23 protein-coding genes are annotated in these 22685 nt (G+C 48.6%); 15 read left to right on the forward strand and 8 right to left on the reverse strand.

Annotation, left to right across the window (positions count from 1 at the left end):
• Window positions 1-10 precede the first annotated feature (10 nt).
• Both GWG06_RS02265 and GWG06_RS02270 read right to left on the reverse strand, forming a co-directional pair.
• On the reverse strand, window positions 11-373 hold the full coding sequence (locus GWG06_RS02265; protein WP_127035323.1) for a DUF1304 domain-containing protein: 363 nt from the start codon (window positions 371-373) through the stop codon (window positions 11-13).
• Window positions 374-439: 66 nt separating this feature from the next.
• The gene (locus tag GWG06_RS02270) at window positions 440-766 is read right to left on the reverse strand and encodes a KGG domain-containing protein (protein WP_127035321.1); all 327 of its coding nucleotides are present in this window, start codon (window positions 764-766) and stop codon (window positions 440-442) included.
• 271 nt (window positions 767-1037) lie between these two features.
• Here GWG06_RS02270 and GWG06_RS30510 point away from each other — a divergent pair, with 271 nt between their 5' ends.
• The 3 genes from GWG06_RS30510 (at window position 1038) to GWG06_RS02285 (ending at window position 2807) form a co-directional block, all read left to right on the forward strand.
• Complete coding sequence (locus GWG06_RS30510) at window positions 1038-1466, forward strand: DUF6496 domain-containing protein (RefSeq protein ID WP_235938086.1); 429 nt, start codon at window positions 1038-1040, stop codon at window positions 1464-1466.
• A 118-nt stretch (window positions 1467-1584) separates the two neighbouring features.
• A complete protein-coding gene (locus GWG06_RS02280; protein ID WP_127035318.1) occupies window positions 1585-1839 on the forward strand; it encodes a hypothetical protein in 255 nt (84 codons plus the stop codon).
• An 86-nt stretch (window positions 1840-1925) separates the two neighbouring features.
• A complete protein-coding gene (locus GWG06_RS02285) occupies window positions 1926-2807 on the forward strand; it encodes a mechanosensitive ion channel family protein (protein ID WP_158631337.1) in 882 nt (293 codons plus the stop codon).
• Here GWG06_RS02285 and GWG06_RS02290 read toward each other — a convergent pair.
• Window positions 2804-3934, reverse strand: coding sequence for a histidine decarboxylase (locus GWG06_RS02290; RefSeq protein ID WP_160711041.1), 1131 nt, complete (start codon window positions 3932-3934; stop codon window positions 2804-2806). The genes GWG06_RS02285 and GWG06_RS02290 overlap by 4 nt on opposite strands.
• A gap of 166 nt (window positions 3935-4100) precedes the next feature.
• Here GWG06_RS02290 and GWG06_RS02295 point away from each other — a divergent pair, with 166 nt between their 5' ends.
• Window positions 4101-4565, forward strand: a complete 465-nt coding sequence (locus GWG06_RS02295) for an Lrp/AsnC family transcriptional regulator (protein ID WP_127035312.1) — start codon at window positions 4101-4103, stop codon at window positions 4563-4565.
• Between the two features lies 1 nt (window position 4566).
• Here the strand turns inward: GWG06_RS02295 and GWG06_RS02300 are convergent, their stop codons facing one another.
• Window positions 4567-6540, reverse strand: a complete 1974-nt coding sequence (locus tag GWG06_RS02300; protein WP_160711043.1) for a tetratricopeptide repeat-containing sensor histidine kinase — start codon at window positions 6538-6540, stop codon at window positions 4567-4569.
• A 342-nt stretch (window positions 6541-6882) separates the two neighbouring features.
• Here GWG06_RS02300 and GWG06_RS02305 point away from each other — a divergent pair, with 342 nt between their 5' ends.
• The 9 genes from GWG06_RS02305 (at window position 6883) to GWG06_RS02345 (ending at window position 16963) form a co-directional block, all read left to right on the forward strand.
• The gene (locus GWG06_RS02305; protein ID WP_127035308.1) at window positions 6883-7161 is read left to right on the forward strand and encodes an Rdx family protein; all 279 of its coding nucleotides are present in this window, start codon (window positions 6883-6885) and stop codon (window positions 7159-7161) included.
• A gap of 51 nt (window positions 7162-7212) precedes the next feature.
• Window positions 7213-8412, forward strand: a complete 1200-nt coding sequence (locus GWG06_RS02310) for a BamA/TamA family outer membrane protein (protein WP_127035306.1) — start codon at window positions 7213-7215, stop codon at window positions 8410-8412.
• 80 nt (window positions 8413-8492) lie between these two features.
• Entirely contained in the window at window positions 8493-9521 is a 1029-nt protein-coding gene (locus GWG06_RS02315; protein ID WP_127035304.1) for an outer membrane beta-barrel protein, read from the forward strand.
• A 136-nt stretch (window positions 9522-9657) separates the two neighbouring features.
• The gene (locus GWG06_RS02320) at window positions 9658-10476 is read left to right on the forward strand and encodes a DUF6630 family protein (RefSeq protein WP_127035302.1); all 819 of its coding nucleotides are present in this window, start codon (window positions 9658-9660) and stop codon (window positions 10474-10476) included.
• A 99-nt stretch (window positions 10477-10575) separates the two neighbouring features.
• A complete protein-coding gene (locus GWG06_RS02325; protein ID WP_127035300.1) occupies window positions 10576-10905 on the forward strand; it encodes a hypothetical protein in 330 nt (109 codons plus the stop codon).
• 48 nt (window positions 10906-10953) lie between these two features.
• Window positions 10954-12354 carry a TolC family protein gene (locus GWG06_RS02330; RefSeq protein ID WP_160711045.1) on the forward strand — a complete coding sequence of 467 codons (1401 nt, stop codon included), beginning with the start codon at window positions 10954-10956 and terminating at the stop codon, window positions 12352-12354.
• A gap of 3 nt (window positions 12355-12357) precedes the next feature.
• Complete coding sequence (locus GWG06_RS02335) at window positions 12358-15549, forward strand: efflux RND transporter permease subunit (RefSeq protein ID WP_160711047.1); 3192 nt, start codon at window positions 12358-12360, stop codon at window positions 15547-15549.
• An 18-nt stretch (window positions 15550-15567) separates the two neighbouring features.
• Window positions 15568-16659: an efflux RND transporter periplasmic adaptor subunit gene (locus GWG06_RS02340; RefSeq protein WP_160711049.1), complete on the forward strand. Its 1092-nt coding sequence runs from the start codon at window positions 15568-15570 to the stop codon at window positions 16657-16659.
• A 118-nt stretch (window positions 16660-16777) separates the two neighbouring features.
• Window positions 16778-16963 (forward strand): hypothetical protein, encoded by a 186-nt coding sequence (locus tag GWG06_RS02345; RefSeq protein WP_160711058.1) that lies wholly within the window; start codon window positions 16778-16780, stop codon window positions 16961-16963.
• Between the two features lie 367 nt (window positions 16964-17330).
• On the opposite strand, the gene GWG06_RS02350 is transcribed toward GWG06_RS02345, so the two are convergent.
• From GWG06_RS02350 to GWG06_RS02360, 3 genes are read right to left on the reverse strand one after another with little or no spacing between them, the layout of a single operon-like run.
• Window positions 17331-17975, reverse strand: a complete 645-nt coding sequence (locus tag GWG06_RS02350; protein ID WP_202182925.1) for a MarC family protein — start codon at window positions 17973-17975, stop codon at window positions 17331-17333.
• Window positions 17976-18028: 53 nt separating this feature from the next.
• A complete protein-coding gene (locus GWG06_RS02355; protein ID WP_160711060.1) occupies window positions 18029-18643 on the reverse strand; it encodes a trimeric intracellular cation channel family protein in 615 nt (204 codons plus the stop codon).
• Between the two features lie 60 nt (window positions 18644-18703).
• Complete coding sequence (locus GWG06_RS02360) at window positions 18704-18961, reverse strand: hypothetical protein (protein ID WP_127035288.1); 258 nt, start codon at window positions 18959-18961, stop codon at window positions 18704-18706.
• A 280-nt stretch (window positions 18962-19241) separates the two neighbouring features.
• On the opposite strand from GWG06_RS02360, the gene GWG06_RS02365 reads away from it, so the two are divergent.
• Together GWG06_RS02365 and GWG06_RS02370 are read left to right on the forward strand one after the other, a co-directional pair.
• Entirely contained in the window at window positions 19242-21416 is a 2175-nt protein-coding gene (locus GWG06_RS02365; RefSeq protein WP_160711062.1) for a S9 family peptidase, read from the forward strand.
• Window positions 21417-21466: 50 nt separating this feature from the next.
• Window positions 21467-21844 carry a hypothetical protein gene (locus GWG06_RS02370; RefSeq protein WP_127035284.1) on the forward strand — a complete coding sequence of 126 codons (378 nt, stop codon included), beginning with the start codon at window positions 21467-21469 and terminating at the stop codon, window positions 21842-21844.
• A 199-nt stretch (window positions 21845-22043) separates the two neighbouring features.
• Here GWG06_RS02370 and GWG06_RS02375 read toward each other — a convergent pair whose 3' ends face one another.
• Window positions 22044-22685: a VIT1/CCC1 transporter family protein gene (locus GWG06_RS02375; protein WP_160711064.1), complete on the reverse strand. Its 642-nt coding sequence runs from the start codon at window positions 22683-22685 to the stop codon at window positions 22044-22046.

Raw genomic sequence — 22685 nt, forward strand, 5'->3', positions numbered from 1 at the left:
ATAAGGTTATTTACACAAAACATGTTAACAGCAACGCTATGATGGCAGGCGATGCCTGTACCCAGAAGATCTTCCTGTCGGCAGTAAGGGCGCCATAAATTCCGGCAATGGCTACGCAGCTGAGGAAAAAGGAAGCTGTGCGCAGGGACCAGACAGGGTCGCTGATGAGCAGCGACCATCCCAGGCCTGCGGCGAGGAAGCCGTTATACAGCCCCTGATTGGCAGCCAGCGGTTTGGTGGGAGCAAATAAGGACGGAGGAAGACTTTTAAATACTTTGGGCCCTCTGGTGGTCCACGCGAACATTTCAAACCACATGATGTAGAAATGTTCCAGCATGATGACAGCGGTCAGTATTTTCAGGAGTAGGAGCATAACCTGTTTTGATAGTGTTATGCTAAATATACTAAAAATTAAAAACCCGGCATTTGCCGGGTTTCGTTAAAAATTATTTTCCTCGTTGGTGGTCTGGCTGCTCTTTTTCTTTCCTCGGTTGGTACCGCCTTTGCGGCCTATGGCAGCCATATGTTCGCGGTTACGGCTTACTGCCTCTCCGCCTTTTTTACCTGCAGCACGGGCTTCTTCAGATGTGAATTTATGTGCAACACCCTGCTGGTGCGCGGCCCTGCCACCTTCCCTGGAAATAGCGCGTTGCTGTTCAGGGTCCATGGATGCAAATCCTCTTTTACTGTGTTTGGATTTGTCTGTCGGACTTTTCTCGTGGTTGTCAGCACTGGGTGCCAGTTGTTGATACCTGATGTGTTCCATAATCCTGGATTTTTATAGTGTAGTGAACAATTTGTTACTGAATGCGAACAAGGAATATGCCACCGGACCAAATCACTTGCAGATGAAGGTTTTATGATAGTTGCCTGTATTGTAATGGGGCAATTCGTTCCCCAATACATAGAATTTTTAACACAGTATTAAATCCCGGCTCCACAGATATTCATATTATATCGCCCGGCTGCAGCTGGCGTATATTTTGTTTCACATTAGCTGTTACGCCTTATTTCATAACCCATTTAAATCTTCGATTATGGCCAAGTATTCCAAAAAATCGCAGGAGAAGGTAGAAAAGGTAATGCATGAAATGCATGAAGGCAAACTGAAAAGCGGCAGAAGCGGAAAGAAAGTGACCAACCCCAAACAGGCTATTGCTATAGGATTATCAGAAGCCCGCAAGGAAGGGGCCAGGGTGCCAAAGAAAGCCGCTGCTAAAAAAGCTGCCGCAAAAAAATCAACGGCTAAGAAAACGACAGCCAAAAAATCAACCGCCAAAAAGACTACCGTTAAAAAAGCTACTGCTAAAAAGGCAACCGCTAAACGCGCTTCTTCTGCCAGATCTACTGCCAAAAAGGCAACCACCAGAAAGGCTGCAGCAGGAAAATCAACCCGTAAAAAAGCAACCACCAGGAAGGCCACACATAAACGTACGGCCAGACGCAAGGCTGCTGCGCATGCCTGAGCATTATGCGGTAACAGTTATTCATATATACAAAAAAAGACCGGTGACTGCATAGCACCGGTCTTTTTATATGGCATAACCCTTGTACCTTTTCCAGCGGACCCTAAAATTGTTGGCTATGGAAAAGCATAACATAACGGTAATGATTAAGGGGAAACCATATGGGCTGACGATCACCATTAACCGCGCAGCATTTGAAACGGTGTATGAAGTCATCCCGAACGTCAGCGATCACGTATTACAGGACTTTCAGCCTAATTCCAACACATTTACGATCGATCATACAGATACTGTAGAAGGGAGTATACGCACAGTGGAAGGAGAACAGATTGCACGCATTATCTGGCTGGAAATACTGAACAAAATGGAGTAAATACGCGGTGGCAACCATTTTATATGAAAGACCACCACAATTTCCTGCAGCATTTGTACTTTTGCAGGAAAGCGTGTGGGATAACTATGATGGTAACCGATAAAACCTATAAGAACAAGAATCGCCGGGAACGTATTAAATTTCTGATCAAAGTATTGCTGTATTCCGGTATTGTCTATTTTAACCTGGAGCACCCTGCCTTCTACGATAAGTTCACCTGGCTGTTTAAAATCACTAATGCGCTGTCTTTTTTCCTGGGCGCAAACATTGTTATATCCATCGCATGGCTGGTGGTGCTGTCCTGGTATACCCGCAGGCACCGTACGAAACCGCTGGAGAAGGATAACTTCATACTGGGCATCAACCGCATCACCTCTGTACTCAACACCGGTTTTTTCGTACTGGCGATACCGATATTCTTCGGGAAAGACCTGCTGCAGCTGATTACCAGCATCACTATCGTTGCGGCCGCCATCGCGTTGCTGACGAAGGATTATATTTCCAATATGATAAACGGGCTGATCATCATGTTCTCGGATCAGCTCTCTCTCGGAGATTACGTGCGGATTGGGGATTACCGCGGCAAGATCATGGATATTACCCTGATTAATGTAGTCCTGCTGAACGATGATGATGATATTGTTATCATCCCAAACTCAGTAGTGTTTACCACTACAGTGCTCAACCAGTCGAAACAGAATATCAAGAAACTGACGATAGAATTTGAGCTGGATCATAAGCACAAGTTTACCCCGGACCGCGTGGAAAACCGCCTGCGTAAAGCCATTGAGGAATTTGAGCATCAGTATAGGTACGAGAGTTTTTCCCTCAAAACAATAGAGATAAAGAAAGATTTTGTACAGTTTAAACTGCAGCTGCTTATCCTGCATTCGGATAAAGAAAATGAGCGCCGCATAAAACGGGCGCTCAATACAGAAATCATTGCTATTGCGGAAGGCGGTGTTTAAACCGCCACAGTTTCGTGGAGCATTTCAGCGATCAGCTGATCTACCTGGGCTTTGGTAACGTTAGGCATGCAGATAATATGCGACCAGCCGTTTTCGGATGCCAGCTGCCACTTACGGCGGATATTTCCGGCAGGTTCCGGAAATACCACCGTGATGGAGTCGGGGTTACGCCATGCCGCTATCCCGTTTTCCTGCATACGGGAAGTAGCATAGGCTGCGATGGTCAGGCTGTGCTTTGCTCTCTCTTTCAATCCCTCCAGCCCCAGGCTTTTTAAAGCATACCATAAAAACAACGGACTATGGCCGTTTCTTGAACCGGTGATAGTAGTATCCAGGGTGCCGATATAGGCTACTGAACGCGCTATTCTGTCACGGTACGATTTTCTGGCGATCACTACTCCGCAGGGAATAGGAGAGCCGATAAATTTATGCCCGCTGATGGCAATACTGTCGGCGCCGTCAGCGAAATCAAATGCCGGCCGCGGCTCCAGGAAGGCGCTGTAGCTACCCGACAGGGCGCCGTCGGCATGAATATAGTGATGCCTGATAGCCAGGTGTTTTAAAATACCTTTAATCCTGCTGATATCATCCCTGGCCTCCGTCATGGTTGTGCCGATATTCGCCAGGATGATCACCGGCATGTGGCGGTTCATTTCCATGGTGTGCTGCAGATCTTCATAATCCATCTCCCCGTTTGGCAGGGTACGTATCATGATGCCAGGCATATTCAGCAGATGCAGGTTTTTCTGCACGCTGTAATGGGTAGCCTCCGAATAGTATACCATCGCTTTCGGATACAGCTCCCTGGCCAGATATAAGCCGTACAGATTACCTTCAGAACCGCCGTTGGTCACATATCCCCACCAGTCATCTGCCGGAGCACGGAACAGTTTTGCAAAAAATTCCACCACATATTTCTCCATCTCGCGGGAACCAACCATATAGGTGGAGGATATGAACGGATCGCCCAGGTTATTGAGCGGATATTGTAAAAAAGGCAGCAGCGGCGTATAATCAAAATCTTTTGACACAGGATATCCCAGGAAGTCCTGCGTGCGGTTTTGCACCAGCGCAAGCAGACCCTCCAGCTGCGCGGTATCCGCGGCAGATAACAGGTATGGCTTCATAATCGTTAGTTACAGGTGTATATTGCTGCGAAGCTAATAATATATAATGCATTAAAACCAGAGATACGGCATTTTCAGAAAATATATACTAGTTTTGAATGAAAGTCAGATAAACTGTACTCTTTTTTGTCTTTCTGATCCTCTTTTTCAGAAAAATATAACTATCATGGATACACTGGATAAAACAGACCGCAGAATACTGGAAGTACTGCAGCAGAACGCCCGGCTCAATACCAAGGAAATAGCACATCGTATAGGCCTCAGCGTTACACCTACCTACGAACGCCTGAAGAAGATTGAAAAACTTGGGGTGATTAAAAATTATGTGACCCTGTTACATGGAGATAAAATAGGGAAGACGCTCACCACCTTCTGTAACGTGTCACTGCAACTGCATTCACAGCCTTTACTTAAAAAGTTTGAGACAGCCATCGGCAAAATGGAAGAAGTGATGGAATGTTACCACGTGGCTGGTACTTTCGATTATCTGCTCAAAGTAGTGGTAGACGATATGAAAAGCTATCAGCATTTTCTGACGAACAAACTGGCTGCTATCGAAAACATTGCCCAGGTGCACAGCTCGTTTGTGATGACGGAAATAAAGCACAGTACGGCATTCGGGCTGATATAAGCTAACGCCGCAGTACGCTCATGCCGCTGACAGGATTATCCTGCAGTACCACCGTATAGCCGCGGGCGTTAATATCCTGCTCATCGGAAAGCGGTACTGTGAAATAAAAGCTGCTGCCATCGCCGGGGTTGCTGTGAAACCAGATTTTACCATGATTGCGTTCCACAAAATCTTTTGAGAGATGTAGCCCAAGCCCGCAGCCTTTTTCATTTCGGGTGCCGGTAGTGGAGTAATATATATTGGAGAAGATGCGATGCTGATCGTCCAGCGGAATACCTGTACCGTTATCTTTCACGGTGATTTCTGCCATATCATTTTCCTGCCTGGCCCTGATAACAATCTCCCCGCCGCCCGGTGTGAATTTGATGGCGTTGTTAATAAGATTGCGCAACACCAGCCGGATCATATCCGGATCAGCATATACCTGCGTGGAGCCTGAGATCTCATGGGTCAGCTTCACATCTTTCTGACGGGCCAGCGTCTGCAGCAGCTCAAACTCCTGATTGAGGAGCAGCACCAGGTCAAAGTCATCGGCCTTTACACTGATACCTTTCATCTGGTTGCTGGCCCACTGCAGCATATTATCCATCATGTAGGCAGTATTTTTAACATCTCTCCATAACTCATCCGTATAAAAGCGGAATTGCTGCGCATCAATTTTTTCATCGCGCAGCAGAAAGAGCAATCCCTCCAGGATAGCAAGCGGAGAGCGGAGGTCATGGGAGATAACGGAGAATATTTTATCCTTCACCTGGTTCAGGTTTTCCAGAGCGGTATTCTGTTCCAGGATGATATGATTCTGCAGGGATACTTCCTGATTCTTGCTGTTGAGCTGCCGGTACAGGTCCTGCTGATGCTTATACAACCGGTATACCATAAAAGTAATGAGCAGCAGGGCCAGGAAAAGGGCCGCACCGGAAAGCACCAGCACGCGCTGTTGCTGAATGGTGGCCAGATGCAGCTGCTGTTCCTTTTTCAGCATAACATTCTCCCGCTGTTTCTTTTCTGATTCATACTTCATCTGTGACTTGGTGATCTGCCTGCTTTTTTCCAGGTCAAAGAAATCAATGTTACGCTGACTGTATGCTTTGTAACTCCGCAGGGCAGACACATAGTCATTCTTCGCAGAGTCAAGCTCATAGCGGATTTTGTAGAAGATCATTTCATTTTTGACATTACCCAGCTTTTCATTGATCGCTTTGGCTGCTGCCAGGTTTGTTTCCGCACTTCTGAGATCGCCGAGGATAGTCTGCACCTGCGCCAGGTTCAGGCTCGCTTTGGTAAGGCCGGGAAGATTATCCGACTCCCGGTAATAATCTGCTGACAACTTATGATAATCCAGTGCCTGCTGATAACGATGCTGCAGCATTGCCACCAGACCCAGGTTCTCGTAGGTATAGGCCAGTCCGCGCCTGTCGTTCAGACTGAGTTTTAACTTTTCAGATTTTTCAAGGAATATGAGTGCTGAATCGGTTTTCTTCAGGGTTATATACGCGGATCCAATGTTATTGAGGGTTTTACTGATTTCAGGGGTTTCGTTCAGTTGTTGTTTTAGCTGCAGGGATTTACGCAGATACATCAAGGCATCACGGGGGCTGTTCTGTTCTGTAAATATATTCCCTACATCATTGTTGAGAATACCCAGCGTACGTATATCGTTCTGGCTCTCTGCCAGTTTCAGTGCTGTAAAGGTGAGCTGCAGCTGTTTGTCGAGGTTGCCCTTGGTATTCTCCACCAGCGCCAGGTTGCGGTACGCCCATATTTTTCCTTTGGTATACTGGAGGCTGTCGCTGATCTCAAATGCTTCCCGGCTGTAGCGGGCTGCCAGTCCGGCATCTTTCGTGAAATATAAACGCGCCGTCTGGTTCAGCAGGTCTGCTCTGACAGAATCCCTTTCCGGATGCGTATTCAGCACCTGCTGCATACTGTCTGTTCCCGACTGCTGCGCACGGGCAGCAGGGGACAATAATAGCATGTACAAGGGAATTAAAACGCATCTTTTCAAAGGTATGGCCGGCAGCATAGTGTAATATTGTTGGCTGTGACTTAGTAGAGCGATTCGGGGACGGTCCACTTAAATTATGGCATAAAATTAAAGATAAAGACGGACGAAACAAAAGAACGAAGCAAAATATGTGCGCCGGGGCGTGTGATTTTTGTGTTATTAACCCCTGTAATCAAATATGGTCGTATCTTTCAGACGACAGCACTTTTATATTCCCGATTATGCGGTCAGTTTACAGATGTTATTGGTTATAGGACAGTTATAACGGTAACGGCTAAACTTATCCAGCGTATAATGATAAATATGAACTTTATGAAACCGGTTGTAACGATAGAATATTGTCCCCGCTGCGGATGGCTGCTGCGGGCTGCATATATGGCTCAGGAGCTGCTGACTACCTTCACTGACGATCTGGGTGGTGTGACTCTCCGCCCCAGCGAAACGGGAGGAGCTTATATTATTATGGTAGCCGATACCGTCATCTTCGACAGAAAAGAAGCTGGTCATTTCCCTGAAATCAAAGTACTGAAACAGCTGGTACGTGACCAGGTAAACCCTGGCAAAAGCCTGGGGCATTCCGACCGCCCCTGAATAAGATACCGGCTGATGAATTTTGCCGTTTTCCGCTTACATTTGCAACCTATGTGTAAGGTATTAAAGATCACGGCTTTACTTACGGTGTGCGCCGCCGGTGCGAATGCGCAGCAGGACAGCGCCTCCTCCGGAAAAGGCATCACAGACACCATATCACGGTCAGGGCTATACGATAGTCTGCAGCTACGGAAGCGGAGCTTTTTCCCGCTGCCCGTACTGGGGTATTCGCAGGAAAAAGGACTGGAAATCGGCGCTGCTACCTTGTATTCTTTCTACGCAGACAAGAAACATCCGGATATGAGCACCCGCAACTCATCGCTCAACCTGGTGCCGGCGGTAACTACCGAAAGGCAGTTCAAGGTAGACCTGAAAGCCAATATCTGGACCAGCGCCAACACCTGGCATTATAAAGGCAACCTTCGTTACCATAATTTCCCGATTTACTTTTATGGTATTGGCAATGAAACCCGCCACGATGACCGGTCCCTGCTGAATAATATCCGCTATAAAGCCCAGGCAGAAGTGGAACGCCGCGTTGGTGGCCATTTCTATGCGGGCGTATCCCTGTTGTATCAAAACGATTCCTACAGCAGTAAGGACGACAAGGGCATCTATAATACGATGCCCCTGGAAGGGAAAGATGGCGGTCATGCTACCTTTATCGGGCTGACAGGTATTTTCGATAACCGGGATAACCAGAACTATACCCGCAGCGGATGGTGGCTGCGGCTGAATGCCGCCTATGCGCCCGCTTTTCTCAGTACTGTTCCCCTGTTCAAACTGGAAGGACAAGGCACACACTTTATTGCCTTATCTCCTAAAAGCACCCTCGGATTCAATGGGCTCTTCAGTAGCCTGCAGGGAAGCAGACTGCCTTTTTACTGGCTGCCGGAATTAGGAAACGACCTGATGATGCGCGGTTACTATACCGGCCGGTACCGGGATCAGAACTACCTGGCAGTACAGACGGAATACCGTTACCTCATCGATCCTAAAATACGTATACACATCTGGTTTGTTGACGTGAAGCCCAAATTTGCGCTGGCAGCCTTTGCCGGCACCGGTTCCGTATTCAACAACCACAACTTTGCCCTGTCAGGCTTCAAGCCCAGCTTCGGCGGCGGTATCCGCTACTTCTACGATGAAGGAGCGAAGCTGACAATTCGTATAGACTATGCCGTAGGAGAACAACGGGCAGGAGAATCCCGGCAAAAAGGATTATATCTGTCTCTGGCGGAGGCGTTTTAGTAAGGGTCCGGGCGCTTGCTATTTGGTAACAATTCGTTAACTTTCAATGAATTGTTACCATCATACAAAACCATAGCATTATGAAAACATCTCGCCTGCTCTCTGCCGCCGCATTGGCGATGGTCATTTCCGGAAGCGCCGTTGCCCAGGAGCGCTCAAATTCAGTTCCACATTCAAAATTTTATCTGAAGGCTGCCGGTGGGTATTTCTTTAGCGTATCCCCCGGACAGTTTCCCAATGTTGGCCCGTTTCCGCCCCAGGACCTGCATACAGAGTTTAACCCGGCTAATGCCCCCAGATTTCTGGATACCATTTCAAGAAAGATACTGACCGGTTCTTATGGTGAAGGTGTCAGAGGTGGATTGACCTTCGGGTATAATATCAACAAATACCTGGCCGTTGAAGGAACGTTTAATTACTTCAGCAGCAGAAAAAATCTCATGACCCGCAACCTTACTACCGATGCCGGCTCCGGCGCCACCAGAGCCAGCGTGGAATCCTACGGACATGTAAACGCAGTGGATTTTGCCCCCAGCCTGGTAGTCAGCCCCGGACTTGAAAAGGTAAACCCATACGTACGTTTTGGCGTAGTAGTGCCTTTGTGGGGCCGGCTGTATATTGAAACGGACGTTATGCAGCGCACCAATGCAGCAGGCATTCCGGCCGGAACAGTTGTACAGACAGACATCCACCGCAAGGAAGAGGTTAAACCAAATCCTACTATCGGCTTTCAGGGCGCGCTGGGTGTGTCTTTCAATGTGTCGCACCGCTTTGATATCTTCGTGGAAGCGGAATACCGTAATGTTCCTGTCAGAAGTAAGGAAAAGGAAATTACCGCCTACACCGAAACCAATAATATTGTCAATCCTGCCAATGGTAATGTCATCGCACCGGTACCCGGTAACCCCGGCCGCTCCCTCGGTGACCTGAGCGTGGCGGAGAGAGAGACGAAATACGTAACTACGCTGGACAGAAACTCTAATACAGAAATAAATAAGCGCGGCGCGAAAACCTTTTACAAAGACGATAATGCACCTGCCAATGACCTGAAGTCCTACATCAACATCGGTGGGATGGGGGTGAACGCAGGACTCAAATTCCGCCTTTAATGCGGGATATATAATTGGGATCTGATCACTTTAATGCAGCGGAAATCTTTACGTATCTTATCTTCGTGAAGATTTCCGCTGCATTTTTTTCAGCAGCAGATTTCAAATAAACAAATGGCTAAATAATTAGGTTTTTATGGAAAAACATTTATCTGATATTTCAAGAGAGGATTTTAACTGGCTGACCGGCAGCTATGGCAAGGATGGAGGGTATTCGCACATCGATAGTAAAGAAGGTGTGATCCATGAAATATTTAAAGATAAGATACTGATAGGTACAGACTTTCTGAACTGTGCTTCCTATGAATTGTCTTTCCCGCAGGGAGAGCTGCATATCCGTAAAAGCAGGCTGGATAATTACAAATTACATGAGAAGGCAGTGCTGATTGCTGATGAGATGCTGGAAGAAGATAATGAAGAACTCGGACAGCGCTGGCATGCGTTGTTACGGGAACTGAAGCTGCTGGAAAAACTCAGTCAGCTGGATAATACCCACGAACAGCTGGCACAGTTATACCTCGATATTTTTGAAGAAGAGGAAGCCGAAGAACAGATTGCCAACCTCCCGGACGTAGTGCCTCCCAACGTGATGGCGATCTGGGATGAACTGCAGGTTGCCCTGCAGCAAACAGGTAACCTGGCTGAGTTTGAATGGAAGGAACTGTCAGATGAAGGTATCTATGCCCTGAACCAGCTGGCGCCTGTGGTGGCTGCCGGTGCTACCATCGAAGCTCCGGACGATATAGAATACGAAAATATTATCGCTGCAGATGATTTTGCCAAAGCATGGCTCGATTATGTAAACGTACAGCTGGAAGATGTTGAATTAAAAATAGTGGCTATCGGACCTGTGCTGGACGAATACCAGTCTTTCTCCTGCTTCCCCATGCAGGATTTCCGCCTGGCCAATGCGCTGCTTAAAATGGAGGAGCTGGGCCTTGTCTGCTTCTTCTGATACTTCCTCCGCAATATTAAAATGTCATTAAAAAACAGCCGCCTGTCTACCGAAAGCGGGCGGCTTTGAATAACTTAGAGCACGCATAATAAGATTCGTGTGAAGTTACTACGGCATTTAATCCTTGTACTCCTTACCGTACTGCTGCTCCCTGTTCAGGAGCGGAGCACCGTACATGCGCAGCAACATGCCGGTATACACATTCTCAAAGCTAATCCCTCATCTCCATACTTACACGCCACTATACATAAGTTTAAACGACGGCCGGTAGGACTGAACGACAGCCATGTGCAGGTTTGCACCGTGTTCAGTTTTCACCTGCGCGATCGTTTTGTGTATGTGGATGGTATCCGTAATGGCTACCATTGTAATCCTTACCTCAGTGTTCCCAAACCGCTCAGAAGCTGGCGAGGCCCACCCACAGCCTGATTATACCTGTTTTAGTTTCTGATTTTTTACATTTTCTTTTAGCGGTTTATGCAAATACATATTTCTGCGAAAAAGAAGTATGCAGTATTGCTATGCTTACTGCCCTGTACTTCTTTGTTCGCCGGGCCTTCAGCGGATAGTCTTTCGCTGCAGCAGGCCGTTGCCCTGACACTGGCACATTACCCTGCGGTAAAAGCCAAAGAGGCAATGGTAAAAGCCGGAGAGGCGGCTGTTACAGATGCGAAACACAACTGGTACCCTGCCGTTCGTTTACACGAGCAGGTAGACGCCGGTACAGATAACAGCATCTATGGTTCCTACTTTACCATGGGCATGATACCTTCTACATCAGGCGGTATCAGGGCGGAGAATAACAGCGCCCTCATGAGCGGCAACATCGCCATGGCCAATATGCAGTGGGAGATCTTCAATTTCGGTGCTTACGGCAGCCAGCGGAATGCCGCCAGGCAGGAGCTGCAGGTAAACCGGACGGATCTGGCCAATACAACTAACCAGATTACGGCAACGGTTATACGTAGCTACCTGGAACTGCTGCGTCTGCGCGCATTACAGCAGATACAGGCAGACAATATCAACAGAACAAATGAAGTGCTCCGCGCCGTTACAGCGCTTGTACTGCACGGCTTACGGCCGGGAGTGGACAGCGCCGTAGCAGCAGCCGAATTATCCAAAGCAAGGCTGAACCTGATCGGCGTCTGCAACAGTTACAACCAGGTACGCATTGAACTGGGCGCATTCACCGGGCTGGACACCACACAGGTAAACCCGCAGTATGATAGCAATACGCAGCTGCAGGAACTGTTATCCCCTGACACTACTGCCGCCACAACCGAACATCCGGTGCTGCAGTATTTCAAGGCGCAATTCCTGCGGCAGCAATCGCTCGCAGCAGTGATCCGTAAACAGAACCGGCCCCGGCTGAACCTCATGGCAGCAGGCTGGATGCGTGGGTCCAGCGGTCTTTTCAATGATGTCTATGATAAAAATCTTTTCAGCGGGCTGGGATACAGCCGTTACAATTACCTGCTGGGGCTGGGCATTACCTGGAACCTTACAGACGTAAAACGCACGCATGAAAAGGTAGCTATACAGCAATACAAATCGGCTGCAGCAGAACAGGAGCTGGAGAATTCCCGTATTGCGCTGCGCAGTCTCCATGATCAGGCTCAGGCAGACATACTAACGGTGAAGGATAAACTCCGGGAGCTGCCGATGCAGCTGAAAGCCGCACAGGCTGCCGCCAATCAGAAGATCTCGCTTTACAAACACGGGCTGACAGGTATCATAGAAGTAACTAATGCATTGTTTGTACTGAACCGGGCAGAAACAGATATGGTACAGGCGCGTGACGAAGCCTGGAAGGCCCTTTTCCGCGCAGCCTATGCAGACAACAGTTTAAACCGATTACTCACCGCATTCAGCTTATAGCATATGTCTCTAGTTTCATCGGCCCTGAAGAAGCCTGTTACCGTGATTGTTATTACCGGCGGCATGTTGCTTTTTTCTTTACTGGCCATACTGAATATACCCATCGATATTTTTCCGAAACTGAACCTGCCGACTATCTATGTGGTAGAGCCTTACGGGGGGATGTCCCCGCAGCAGATGGAAGGCTTCTTTGCCACCAGACTGCAGGATCAGTTTCTTTATGTGAATGGTGTAAAAAATATTACTACAAAAAACATACAGGGGTTAACGTTATTAAAGCTGACCTTCTATGAAAATACAGATATGGCGGAAGCCTCCGCCCAGGTGGCGCTTCAGGTAAACCGCGCCATGAAGTTTTTCCCGCCGGGAGCATTGCCGCCGCAGGTACTGCGTTTCGATGCATCATCCCTGCCGGTAGGAGAACTGGTATTCAGCAGTCCGGGTAAATCATTAAAGGAGATTTATGATCTCGCGGCAACGCGTATCCGGCCTATGTTTGCATCGGTGCCGGGGTTGTCCGCTCCTCCGCCTTTTGGCGCCAACTCCCGTTCCGTGGTGGTGAATGTAGATCCGCAGAAACTGCGCAGCTACAACCTCTCCGCAGATCAGGTGGTGGAAGCCATTGCAAAGAATAATGTCATGACTCCTTCCGGGAATATCCGTATCAACAATACCATGTTCGTCACCACTATCAATTCCCTGGAAAAACAGGTGGCTGACTTTGGCGATATTCCCATTGTCACCGGCGGGAACGCCACAGTGTTTGTACGGGATGTAGCACGGGTGGCCGATGCAGCCGATATCACCGTAGACTATGCGCTGGTGAACGGGAGGCGTTCTGTTTACATTCCGGTGGTGAAAACAGCAGATGCATCCACCTGGGAAGTAGTGAAACAACTGAAGGCACGGCTCCCGGAAATGCAAAGCCTGCTGCCGGATGATGTAAAGATCTCTTACGAATTTGACCAGTCCGTGTTTGTAATCAATGCCGTGAAAAGCCTTATCACAGAAGGTCTCCTGGGCGCGTTGCTGACAGGGCTGATGGTATTACTGTTCCTGCGCGACCTGCGCAGCTGCCTGGTGGTTGTCGTCACTATTCCCGTTGCCGTATTATGCGCAGTGCTGGGCCTGCAGCTGGCCGGACAAACCATCAACCTCATGACGCTGAGTGGCCTGGCGCTGGCAATAGGTATCCTGGTGGATCAGGCAACGGTGACCATTGAAAACATACATCAGCACCTGGAAATGGGAAAGCCCGTCCGGCGCGCCATTTACGATGCCTGCGAAGAAATCGCCTTTCCGCTGCTGCTGATATTACTCTGTATTCTTGCTGTATTTGCACCGTCGCTTATTATGACCGGTGTACCCAAAGCCATGTTCCTGCCCTTATCGCTGTCTATCGGGTTTGCTATGATAGCATCCTTTTTCGCTGCACAAACACTGGTGCCAATTATTTCCAACTGGTGGCTGAAGCCGGAAAAGTTCAGGCACGCGCATGCAGGCCTGGCGCTGGATGATGCAGAGATAAAGGAGATAGGAGAGCACCTGCATCATCAGGATAAGATGCCGGCGCCGGGATTTTTTGAACGCTTCAAAAACAGGTTTATGCAGTTGCTGGACCGGAACCTGCCAAGGGCCCGCTGGATCAATGGCTGTTATATCGTAGGGGCGTTACTGTTAGCCGGCGGATGCTATCTTTTTATCGGAAAAGATCTGATGCCACACGTGAATGCCGGGCAATTCCAGCTGCGCCTGCGGGAACCCGACGGCACCCGCCTCGAACGCACGGAGGCGGCCCTGCATGAAGTGCTGCACATCATTGACAGTACCACGGCAGGTCATGTGGCCATCAGCTCAGCGTACGCAGGACTGATCCCCAGCAGTTACGGAACCAGCAACCTGTATATCTTCAACAGCGGAACACATGAAGCCGTGTTACAGGTAAACCTGGATGAAGATTACAAAACAGATATAGAAACGCTGAAAGACAGACTGAGAGCGAATATTGCGGCGAAGTTACCGGAGATGCGTATTTCCTTTGAACCAATAGATCTGACAGAGAAAATTATGAGTCAGGGTGCGGCTACACCGATAGAACTGCGTGTTGCCGGAAAGGACATGCAGCAGATTGCAGGCTTTGCCGGCGCCCTGGTAGAAAAACTGAAGAAAGTCAGCTACCTGCGTGATGTACAGATTGCCCAGCCGCTGCATTTCCCGGTTATCAATATTCATATAGACCGGTTGAAGCTGGCGCAGATGGGACTGAATATCTACCAGGTGGCGCGTTCGGTGACAGCATCTACTTCATCCAGCCGCTTCACCGAAAAGAACCAGTGGCTGGACGAAAAGGTAGCCTACACCTATCAGGTGCAGGTGCAGATTCCGGAATACAGCATGACAGCGCTGAATGACCTGAAGGAAATCCCCCTCTTACCGGGCCGGCTGCGGCCGGTGCTGGCAGATGTAGCCACTTTTACCACCAGTGAAATGCCGGGAGAATATGACCGGGCCGGTCCGCGTAGGTTCGTGACCGTTAGTGCCAATATTACCCGTAAAGATCTCGGCGCTGCTACAAGGGAAGTACAGCGTATCATAGCGGAAGCCGGTACACCGCCGAAAGGAGTGAAGATAGAGCTCAAAGGCGCATCCAGCCTGCTGGTGGAAACATTGGACAGTCTGCAGCATGGGCTTGCCATTGCGGTAGTCGTGATCTTCCTGCTGCTGGCAGCCAATTACCAGTCCTTTAAATTATCGCTGGTAGTACTTACTACGGTGCCTGCGGTAATAGCAGGTTCGCTGCTGGCGCTGCTGTTTACCGGCAGTACGCTGAACCTGCAGTCCTATATGGGAATGATTATGTCTACCGGTGTATCGGTAGCCAATGCTATTCTTATTGTAACGAATGCAGAAAAGCTGCGACTGGAATATAATGATGCGGGTAAAGCTGCTGTTGTCAGCGCCGGTATACGTCTGCGGCCAATATTGATGACCAGTCTGGCCATGATTGCAGGGATGATTCCCATGGCTGCAGGTATGGGAGAAGCCGGAGATCAGACAGCGCCGCTGGGACGTGCTGTAATCGGCGGGCTGATTGCCTCCACGCTGGCGGCCCTGCTGGTGCTGCCGCTGGTGTATGCCCGTATGCAGCGAAAAGCACGGAACGAATCTCCTTCATTAATGCCATCTGATCTGTAATCTTTAAAAAACTGATGTATGAAAAATAATAAACAACAACTGTTATGGCTGATGCTGGCTGTTGCCCTGGCTGCCTGTCACTCAGCAGCTGCGCCGGAGTATCACCCTGCTGCCGCTGCAGCGCAGCAATACACATTTGCAAATGTTGTGCAGCAACCGCTCGCAGGCAGTATACGACTGCCGGGAACACTGGAAGCCTTTCAGCAGGTAAGCATATATCCGCGGGTGAATGGCTTTGTAAGCCGTATTACGGTAGACAGAGGCTCCCGTGTAAAAAAGGGACAGGTGCTGCTGGTGCTGGAAGCGCCGGAGGTGGCGCAGCAGTATTATGCGGCGCAGTCAAGATACCTGCAGGCGGCAGCTGTGTATGCGGGCAGCAAAGATAATTACGAACGTACAGTAGCTACCGGTGAAGAAACGCCGGGAACTATTTCTGCACACGATATGGAGCTGGCGAAAGCGCGTATGCTGGCAGACAGCGCATTGATGAACAGCGAGCAGGCTAACTTCCGGGCAAAAGGAGTGATGGAAAGTTACCTGACTGTAACAGCGCCTTTTGATGGCGTCATCACGGAGCGTAATATACACCCCGGCGCACTGGTAGGGCCGGATACCAGGCTGGATAGTAAGCCGATGCTGATGCTGGCGCAGGAAGATAAGCTCCGTCTCGTGTTGCAGGTACCCGAAATTTACAGCGGGCAACTGCTGAAACAGGCTACTGTGGATTTTGGCGTGAATGCGCTGCCGGGAAAAATTTTCAGCGGCAGTATTTCGCGTGAGGCTGGTATGCTGAATGACAAATACCGGTCTGAAGCTGTGGAAATTGATGTACAGAATGATACCCGTTTACTCAAGCCGGGTATGTACGCAGAAATTACCATGCCGGTGAACGGATCCGCTGCAGCGCTGGTAGTGCCGGCTTCAGCGGTGGTGATGTCTACCGAAAGAAAATATGTGATCGTGGTAAAAGACCATCATACGAAATGGATTGATGTACAGGAAGGCAACCACCATAACGACTCCACTGAAGTTTTTGGCGCACTGCAGGCAGGAGACAGGATTATTGCCAATGCCACCGATGAAATCAGGGATGGCCTGTCACTCCCATAACCGGCAACCTTTTTGATTTTATTATTTAGTCAGTTTGTTATTTGAGATATCACCGGAAGAAATATTATGCAGATAGAACCTCAAATAATAAAATAATAAAATCACTAAATGCTTTGTTATGACAATAAAAAAAAGTGTAGCGCAGCAGCGGGAGATAAAGACAACGAAGCGTAACAATGCGCAGTTGCAGCCTGGCAAGGGCAGTTCCGGGAAAAGCTGGAATGCTGACGGGAATAATGTACAGGAAGGATATGATGAAAAGGAACCGAAGAAAAAGCCTGCCGCCTCGCGTAAGAAAGCCTGAAAACATACCGTCCCGATGATTCGGGACGGTTTTTTGCTAACTGTTCCGTCTATATTGATTTATTTAGGTTCCCATCAAAAAATAGGAACGATAACATCCACCTAGTAATCAATAACGGATTTTACCTGTTGTTCAACTAAAAAAAGTTTCTTCAGATGGCAATAAATTCCCGTGCGTAATGAAACGCAGATTTACTGTATTCATAAATCAGTGGGATGGTTACAGACAGCTCTAAAATTCTGCTCACAGGGGGCGCACGCTCGTAAATGTATAACCTATATCAGTTCAGATTGGTAAATGCCGTTGCTGGTTTGCGTCTTGATTTATTAACACGCAACGATTTGAAATTGTTGTAAAGAAAAAAAAATTAGAGATTCAGTAATTCCTTTATGCCCAGGGCGAGCATCTGTACCCCGATTACAGCGAGGATCAGTCCCATCATTTTGGTGATGACCATCATGACGTTGGTCCCGATAACTTTCACAATGCGCTCTCCTCCAATGAAGAGAAGATAGGTAATATAGCATATAACGCCGTATACCAGCATCACGATGGCAAGATGGGTTACATCTTTGGCGGCAGAGTAGCTCATGGAAGTGGTAATGGTGCCTGGGCCTGCCAGCAGCGGCATGGCCAGGGGAGTGATGGCCACGCTGATACCCTGGTCGGCTTTTACAGGCTGGTCGCCCAGTTTCATGGATTTGGTGCTGTCTTCCTTACTTCTCACCATCTCATATCCTATCACAAATACCAGTATACCGCCGGTGACACGCAGTGCGGCCAGGGTAATACCAAACACATGGAAAATGAGCTTGCCTGCCACACTGAAAACGAGAATGATACAAAAGGCAATAATTACTGATTTGGTAGCAATGTTGCGCTTTGCCTTTTTGTCCATATAGGAGGTCAGCTCCATGAATACAGGGATCGCAGAGATAGGGTTGACAATAGCCAGCAACCCCATGAAAACGGTGGTGGCAAAAGCGAAGTAGTTATCGAACAATGACATCATACTCCAATATATGAAAATTATTTATTGGAAAATCAAAACTTTATATACATCCCTTACTGACGGATACGGGGAAGATGCCAGTTATAATGCAGTCCGAACAACCGTACGGCCACTATAACGGTAACGGATACACTCTGTATGATGTCTGCCGGCAAGGAAGTATGTAACCCCAGCAGAATGTACAGCATCCCACCGGCCATAGATGCCACGGCATATACTTCGCGGGTAAACAGGAATGGCTGTTCACCGGAGATCACATCACGGAGCAATCCGCCGAAGGAGCCGGTGATAACACCCAGCGCCACACAGATGGGAATAGGCAGGCCCACGGCCACACCCTTGTTGATACCGGTAATAGTGAATAGTCCGAGGCCTATGGCATCAAAAACGTTCAGCCAGTTTTGCAGTTTCTTTACATAGGAAACAAAAAGGGCGGCGATGATAGCGGCTGCTATAATAGCTGAATTGGTCAGCTCATCTGTGAGCCAGGCCACCGGCGTGGCGCCGATAAGGAGGTCCCGGATAGTTCCGCCGCCAATGGCGGTAACGAAGGCCAGTGCCAGTAGCCCTATAATATCATAAGATTTGTTGATGGCCGCCGTGGCTCCCGAAACGGCAAAAGCAAAAGTACCAAGTAGCTCCAGTCCCTGTATGAAGGTGAGTTGCATTCCCCTTTATTTTATCATGCGAAGATAGGGGAATAGGCGTGACGTAAAGCCACTGCATCCTCAATAATCGTAATCATATTCACCGCGCAGGGTCCTTTCTATCTGGTGGCGCAGATCATTACTGAAACCTTCCACTTCAATTTTGGGGTGGTGGTCCAGGTTGATACGGAAATATCCTTTTTCTACTGCGAGCAGATCGTAAATATCTTCCAGCAGGGCATACAGCAACTTCTTGGTGTTCTCGGCTATCTGCGCCAGAAACGTGTCTTCAAACTGGAAAAACTCACGGTTTTTATAAGATAAGGCTACTTCAATCATAACTTTGGTTTTTCTGTAGGATAATAAAAAAGTTTAACTCGACGATTACAGGGTAACCAGCTGATAATCATTAACTAATTGTTATTAATTGCATAAAAATAGAAAAAAAGAAATATATTTTTTCCAATTATTTGTGTTTTTTATCCACATCAGTAAAAAAAGGTTAGAAAAGTTTATATCTTCCTGAGTTGACCGCTCAGCAGCTCCCTCAGCCACTCTTTCCTATTGTTCGTTTTTTTCTTATAAAATTTTGGCTACCATTGTGATTCATAAATTTTCAATGAAAAAAGTAATCCTGTTATTTGTAATGATTACCGCAGGCTGCACGCTCTTACAGGCCCAGCCAGGTAAAACTATCAGATGGAGCCGCGACGGACAATCCGTGCTGAAAGCCACTCCGGAAGGCATCACAGCAAACCCCCTTTCAGGTGCAGCGCCCACGGTGCTGGTACCTGCAGCCAGGTTTACTCCCGGCGGCGCCGCACGCGCACTGCCCGTCAGAGACTTCTCCTTCTCGGAAGACGGAAAAAAACTGATCATCTACACCAATGCAAAAAAAGTATGGCGTTATGAAACACGCGGTGACTATTGGATCCTGGATCTGCCCACGGGAAAGCTGCAGCAGCTGGGAAAAGACAAGCCCGCCTCATCCCTGATGTTCGCTAAATTATCCCCTGACGGCAGCAAGGCCGCCTATGTAAGCGAACATAATATCTATGTGGAAGATCTTGCCACAGGCGCTGTGAAAGCCATTACTACAGACGGCGCGCGCCGGTTCATCAACGGTACGTTCGACTGGGCCTATGAAGAGGAATTCGGCTGCCGGGACGGCTTCCGCTGGAGCCCCGACAGCAAAGGCATCGCCTACTGGCAGATAGATGCTACCAAAATCCGGGACTTCCTGATGATTAACAATACAGATTCTATCTATTCCTTTAACGTACCGGTAGAATACCCCGTAGCAGGTGAAAGCCCTTCTGCATGCCGTATAGGCGTTGCCGATATTGCCACTGCTAAAACAACCTGGATGCAGGTTCCCGGCGATCAGCAACAGCACTATATTCCCCGCATGGAATGGATGCCGGGAAAAAATGAACTGATTATTCAGCAGCTGAACCGTAAACAGAACGAGAGCAAAGTCATGATCTGTAACGCTGCTAACGGTAACGTACGTACGCTGTATGAAGAGCGGGACAGCGCATGGATCGATGTGAAATCCCGATGGGATGATGACAACATTGCCGGATGGGACTTTATCCGCAACGGAAAAGCCTTTGTCTGGGTCAGTGAACAGGACGGCTGGCGTCATATCTACAGCATCACCGCTGATGGTGGTAAAGCCACCCTGCTTACTCCCGGCAACTATGACATCATCAGTATTGCTGCTATCGACGAAGCTAAAAACCTCATCTGGTTCATGGCTTCACCGGATAATGCCGGACAGCAGTACCTCTACAAGGTACCGCTGACAGGCGGTAAGGCGGAACGCGTAACACCTGCAGACCAGCCGGGTACACATGAATATACGTTTGCTCCGGGCAACTCCTGGGCTATCCATGAGTTCAGTAATGCCTGCACCTATTCTGTAAATGAAAATGTACAGCTGCCGGCACATACCAGCAATACCGGTGCAGTAGCTACTGCCCTGAAAAAATCCGGCAGCAGCTGCGTGGAGTTCTTCCAGGTAAAAACAGAAGACGGCGTAACCCTCGACGGCTGGATGCGTAAACCCGCCAATTTCGATCCTGCCAGGAAATACCCGGTAGTATTTTATGTTTACGGCGAACCCGCTTCCGCTACCTCCAGAGATGCCATCGGCGCAGGACGCAACTTCCTGTATGACGGCGATATGGCAGAAGACGGCTACATCTACATCTCCATGGATAACCGCGGCACGCCGCTGCCCAAAGGCCGCCAATGGCGCAAAAGCATCTACCGCAAAGTAGGTATCCTCAATGCCCGTGACCAGGCCATGGCCACTAAAGCCCTGCTGGCTAAACATCCGTATATGGACGCTTCCCGCATCGCCGTATGGGGCTGGAGCGGCGGCGGTTCCATGACCCTGAACCTCATGTTCCAGTATCCGGAAATATATAAAACAGGTATCGCTATCGCAGCAGTGGCTAACCAGCTCACCTACGATAACATCTATCAGGAGCGCTATATGGGCCTGCCGCAGGAAAACCGGGAAGACTTTATCCAGGGTTCACCGATTACCTATGCGCGCAACCTGAAAGGCAACCTGCTGTATATCCATGGCACCGGCGACGACAACGTTCACTACCAGAATGCAGAGATGCTGCTGAATGAACTGATCCGGTATAAAAAACCGGTGCAGTTTATGGCGTATCCAAACCGCTCTCACAGCATATCTGAAGGCAAAGGCACTTTTGATCATCTCTCTGCCTTATATACCGATTACCTGCGTAAACATTGTGAGCCGGGAGCAAAGTAGTGCATTCATAATGCGTAATTATCTACATTTGCGTTCTTAAAATGAATTACATGTCCAAAACTACGATTATCGGGATACTGGCTGCTGTTGTGGTGATAGTATGCGCCTTTCTTCCCTGGTCAACCATTGAGAGCAGGCATTTTGTTTTTACCGGAATGGATACAACCGGCTCCAATTATGGTGAACCAGGTAAGCTGAATATCTTTCTGGCTGTTGCAGCCAGCATTATTTTTCTGGTGAGGAACAAATGGGTAGCCCGTATGAATCTCTTTGTGGGCGGCTTTCTGGCAGCATGGACATTCCGGAATATGTTGCTGTTTTCCCGTTGTGAAATCGGTATCTGTCCGCAACCCGGAATAGCGTTGTACATTTCTGTAGGCGCGGCGCTGGTGTTGTTTGTGTGCGTACTGCTTACGAAAACCAGATAGTTTTAATTGCGAATTGCGAATTGCGAATGAGGAGCGGAGATGAATATGAAGATGAACGCGGATGAACGCAGATTTTCATTGATGTAATTTCGTAGATAATATTAAGTAAAACATCCGTCGGTGGAAGGTGAATGCCTTTTCCGACGGATGTTTTTATTTGGGAGATGTTATAGTGATCAGTGTTACTATGATACGAAGTTTACCATATTTTGTGCAGGATCCAGGCGCCTGCCAGTACGCCCAGTCCCATCAGCCAGTAACGGAGCAGCACGGGGAGGGGGCGTTGCCGGGTTACCCTGGCCTTGATAAAACTGAAAACGGTCAGTCCCAGGAAAACCAGCATCATACTGGTTTGCGAGGCTGCCGGGAAATTTTCATTGGAGAGATAGGGCCCTATGGATAAGGAGCCACCCAGTAAAAAGAAGAAGCCCGTGAAAGCGGCACTGCGTATAGCACGGGAACGGTTAAACGTAGTTTCCTCCACCTGTTCCTGTTGCAGGGTATTTTCCCACAAGACGGCATCTTTCTGCATTTCATCTGCTATATGGGCAATCGTATTATCATTGATGTCGAGCTTTTGCAGTTTGAGCCGTTCTTCTTCCGAGAGGAGAGGGCTGTCGTGCTGCGTATCTCCCTTATTGGCCTGATAAGCGCTGTACATCACCAGTAGGCCGCCTATCAGCCAGATACACAGGTGGATGGTATAAAAAGTCTGCACTTCCATAGGAAATCCCTGCATGACCTGTGTGGCAAAAAACAGGAGGAAAAGCCCGTCAGGAAAGCCTATCAGGAAATCGGTATTCCATCCGGAGCTGCGGATGGCCTTCGGTGATGTTGTCAT

The sequence above is a fragment of the Chitinophaga solisilvae genome (assembly GCF_009928525.1).
Classification (GTDB): domain Bacteria; phylum Bacteroidota; class Bacteroidia; order Chitinophagales; family Chitinophagaceae; genus Chitinophaga; species Chitinophaga solisilvae.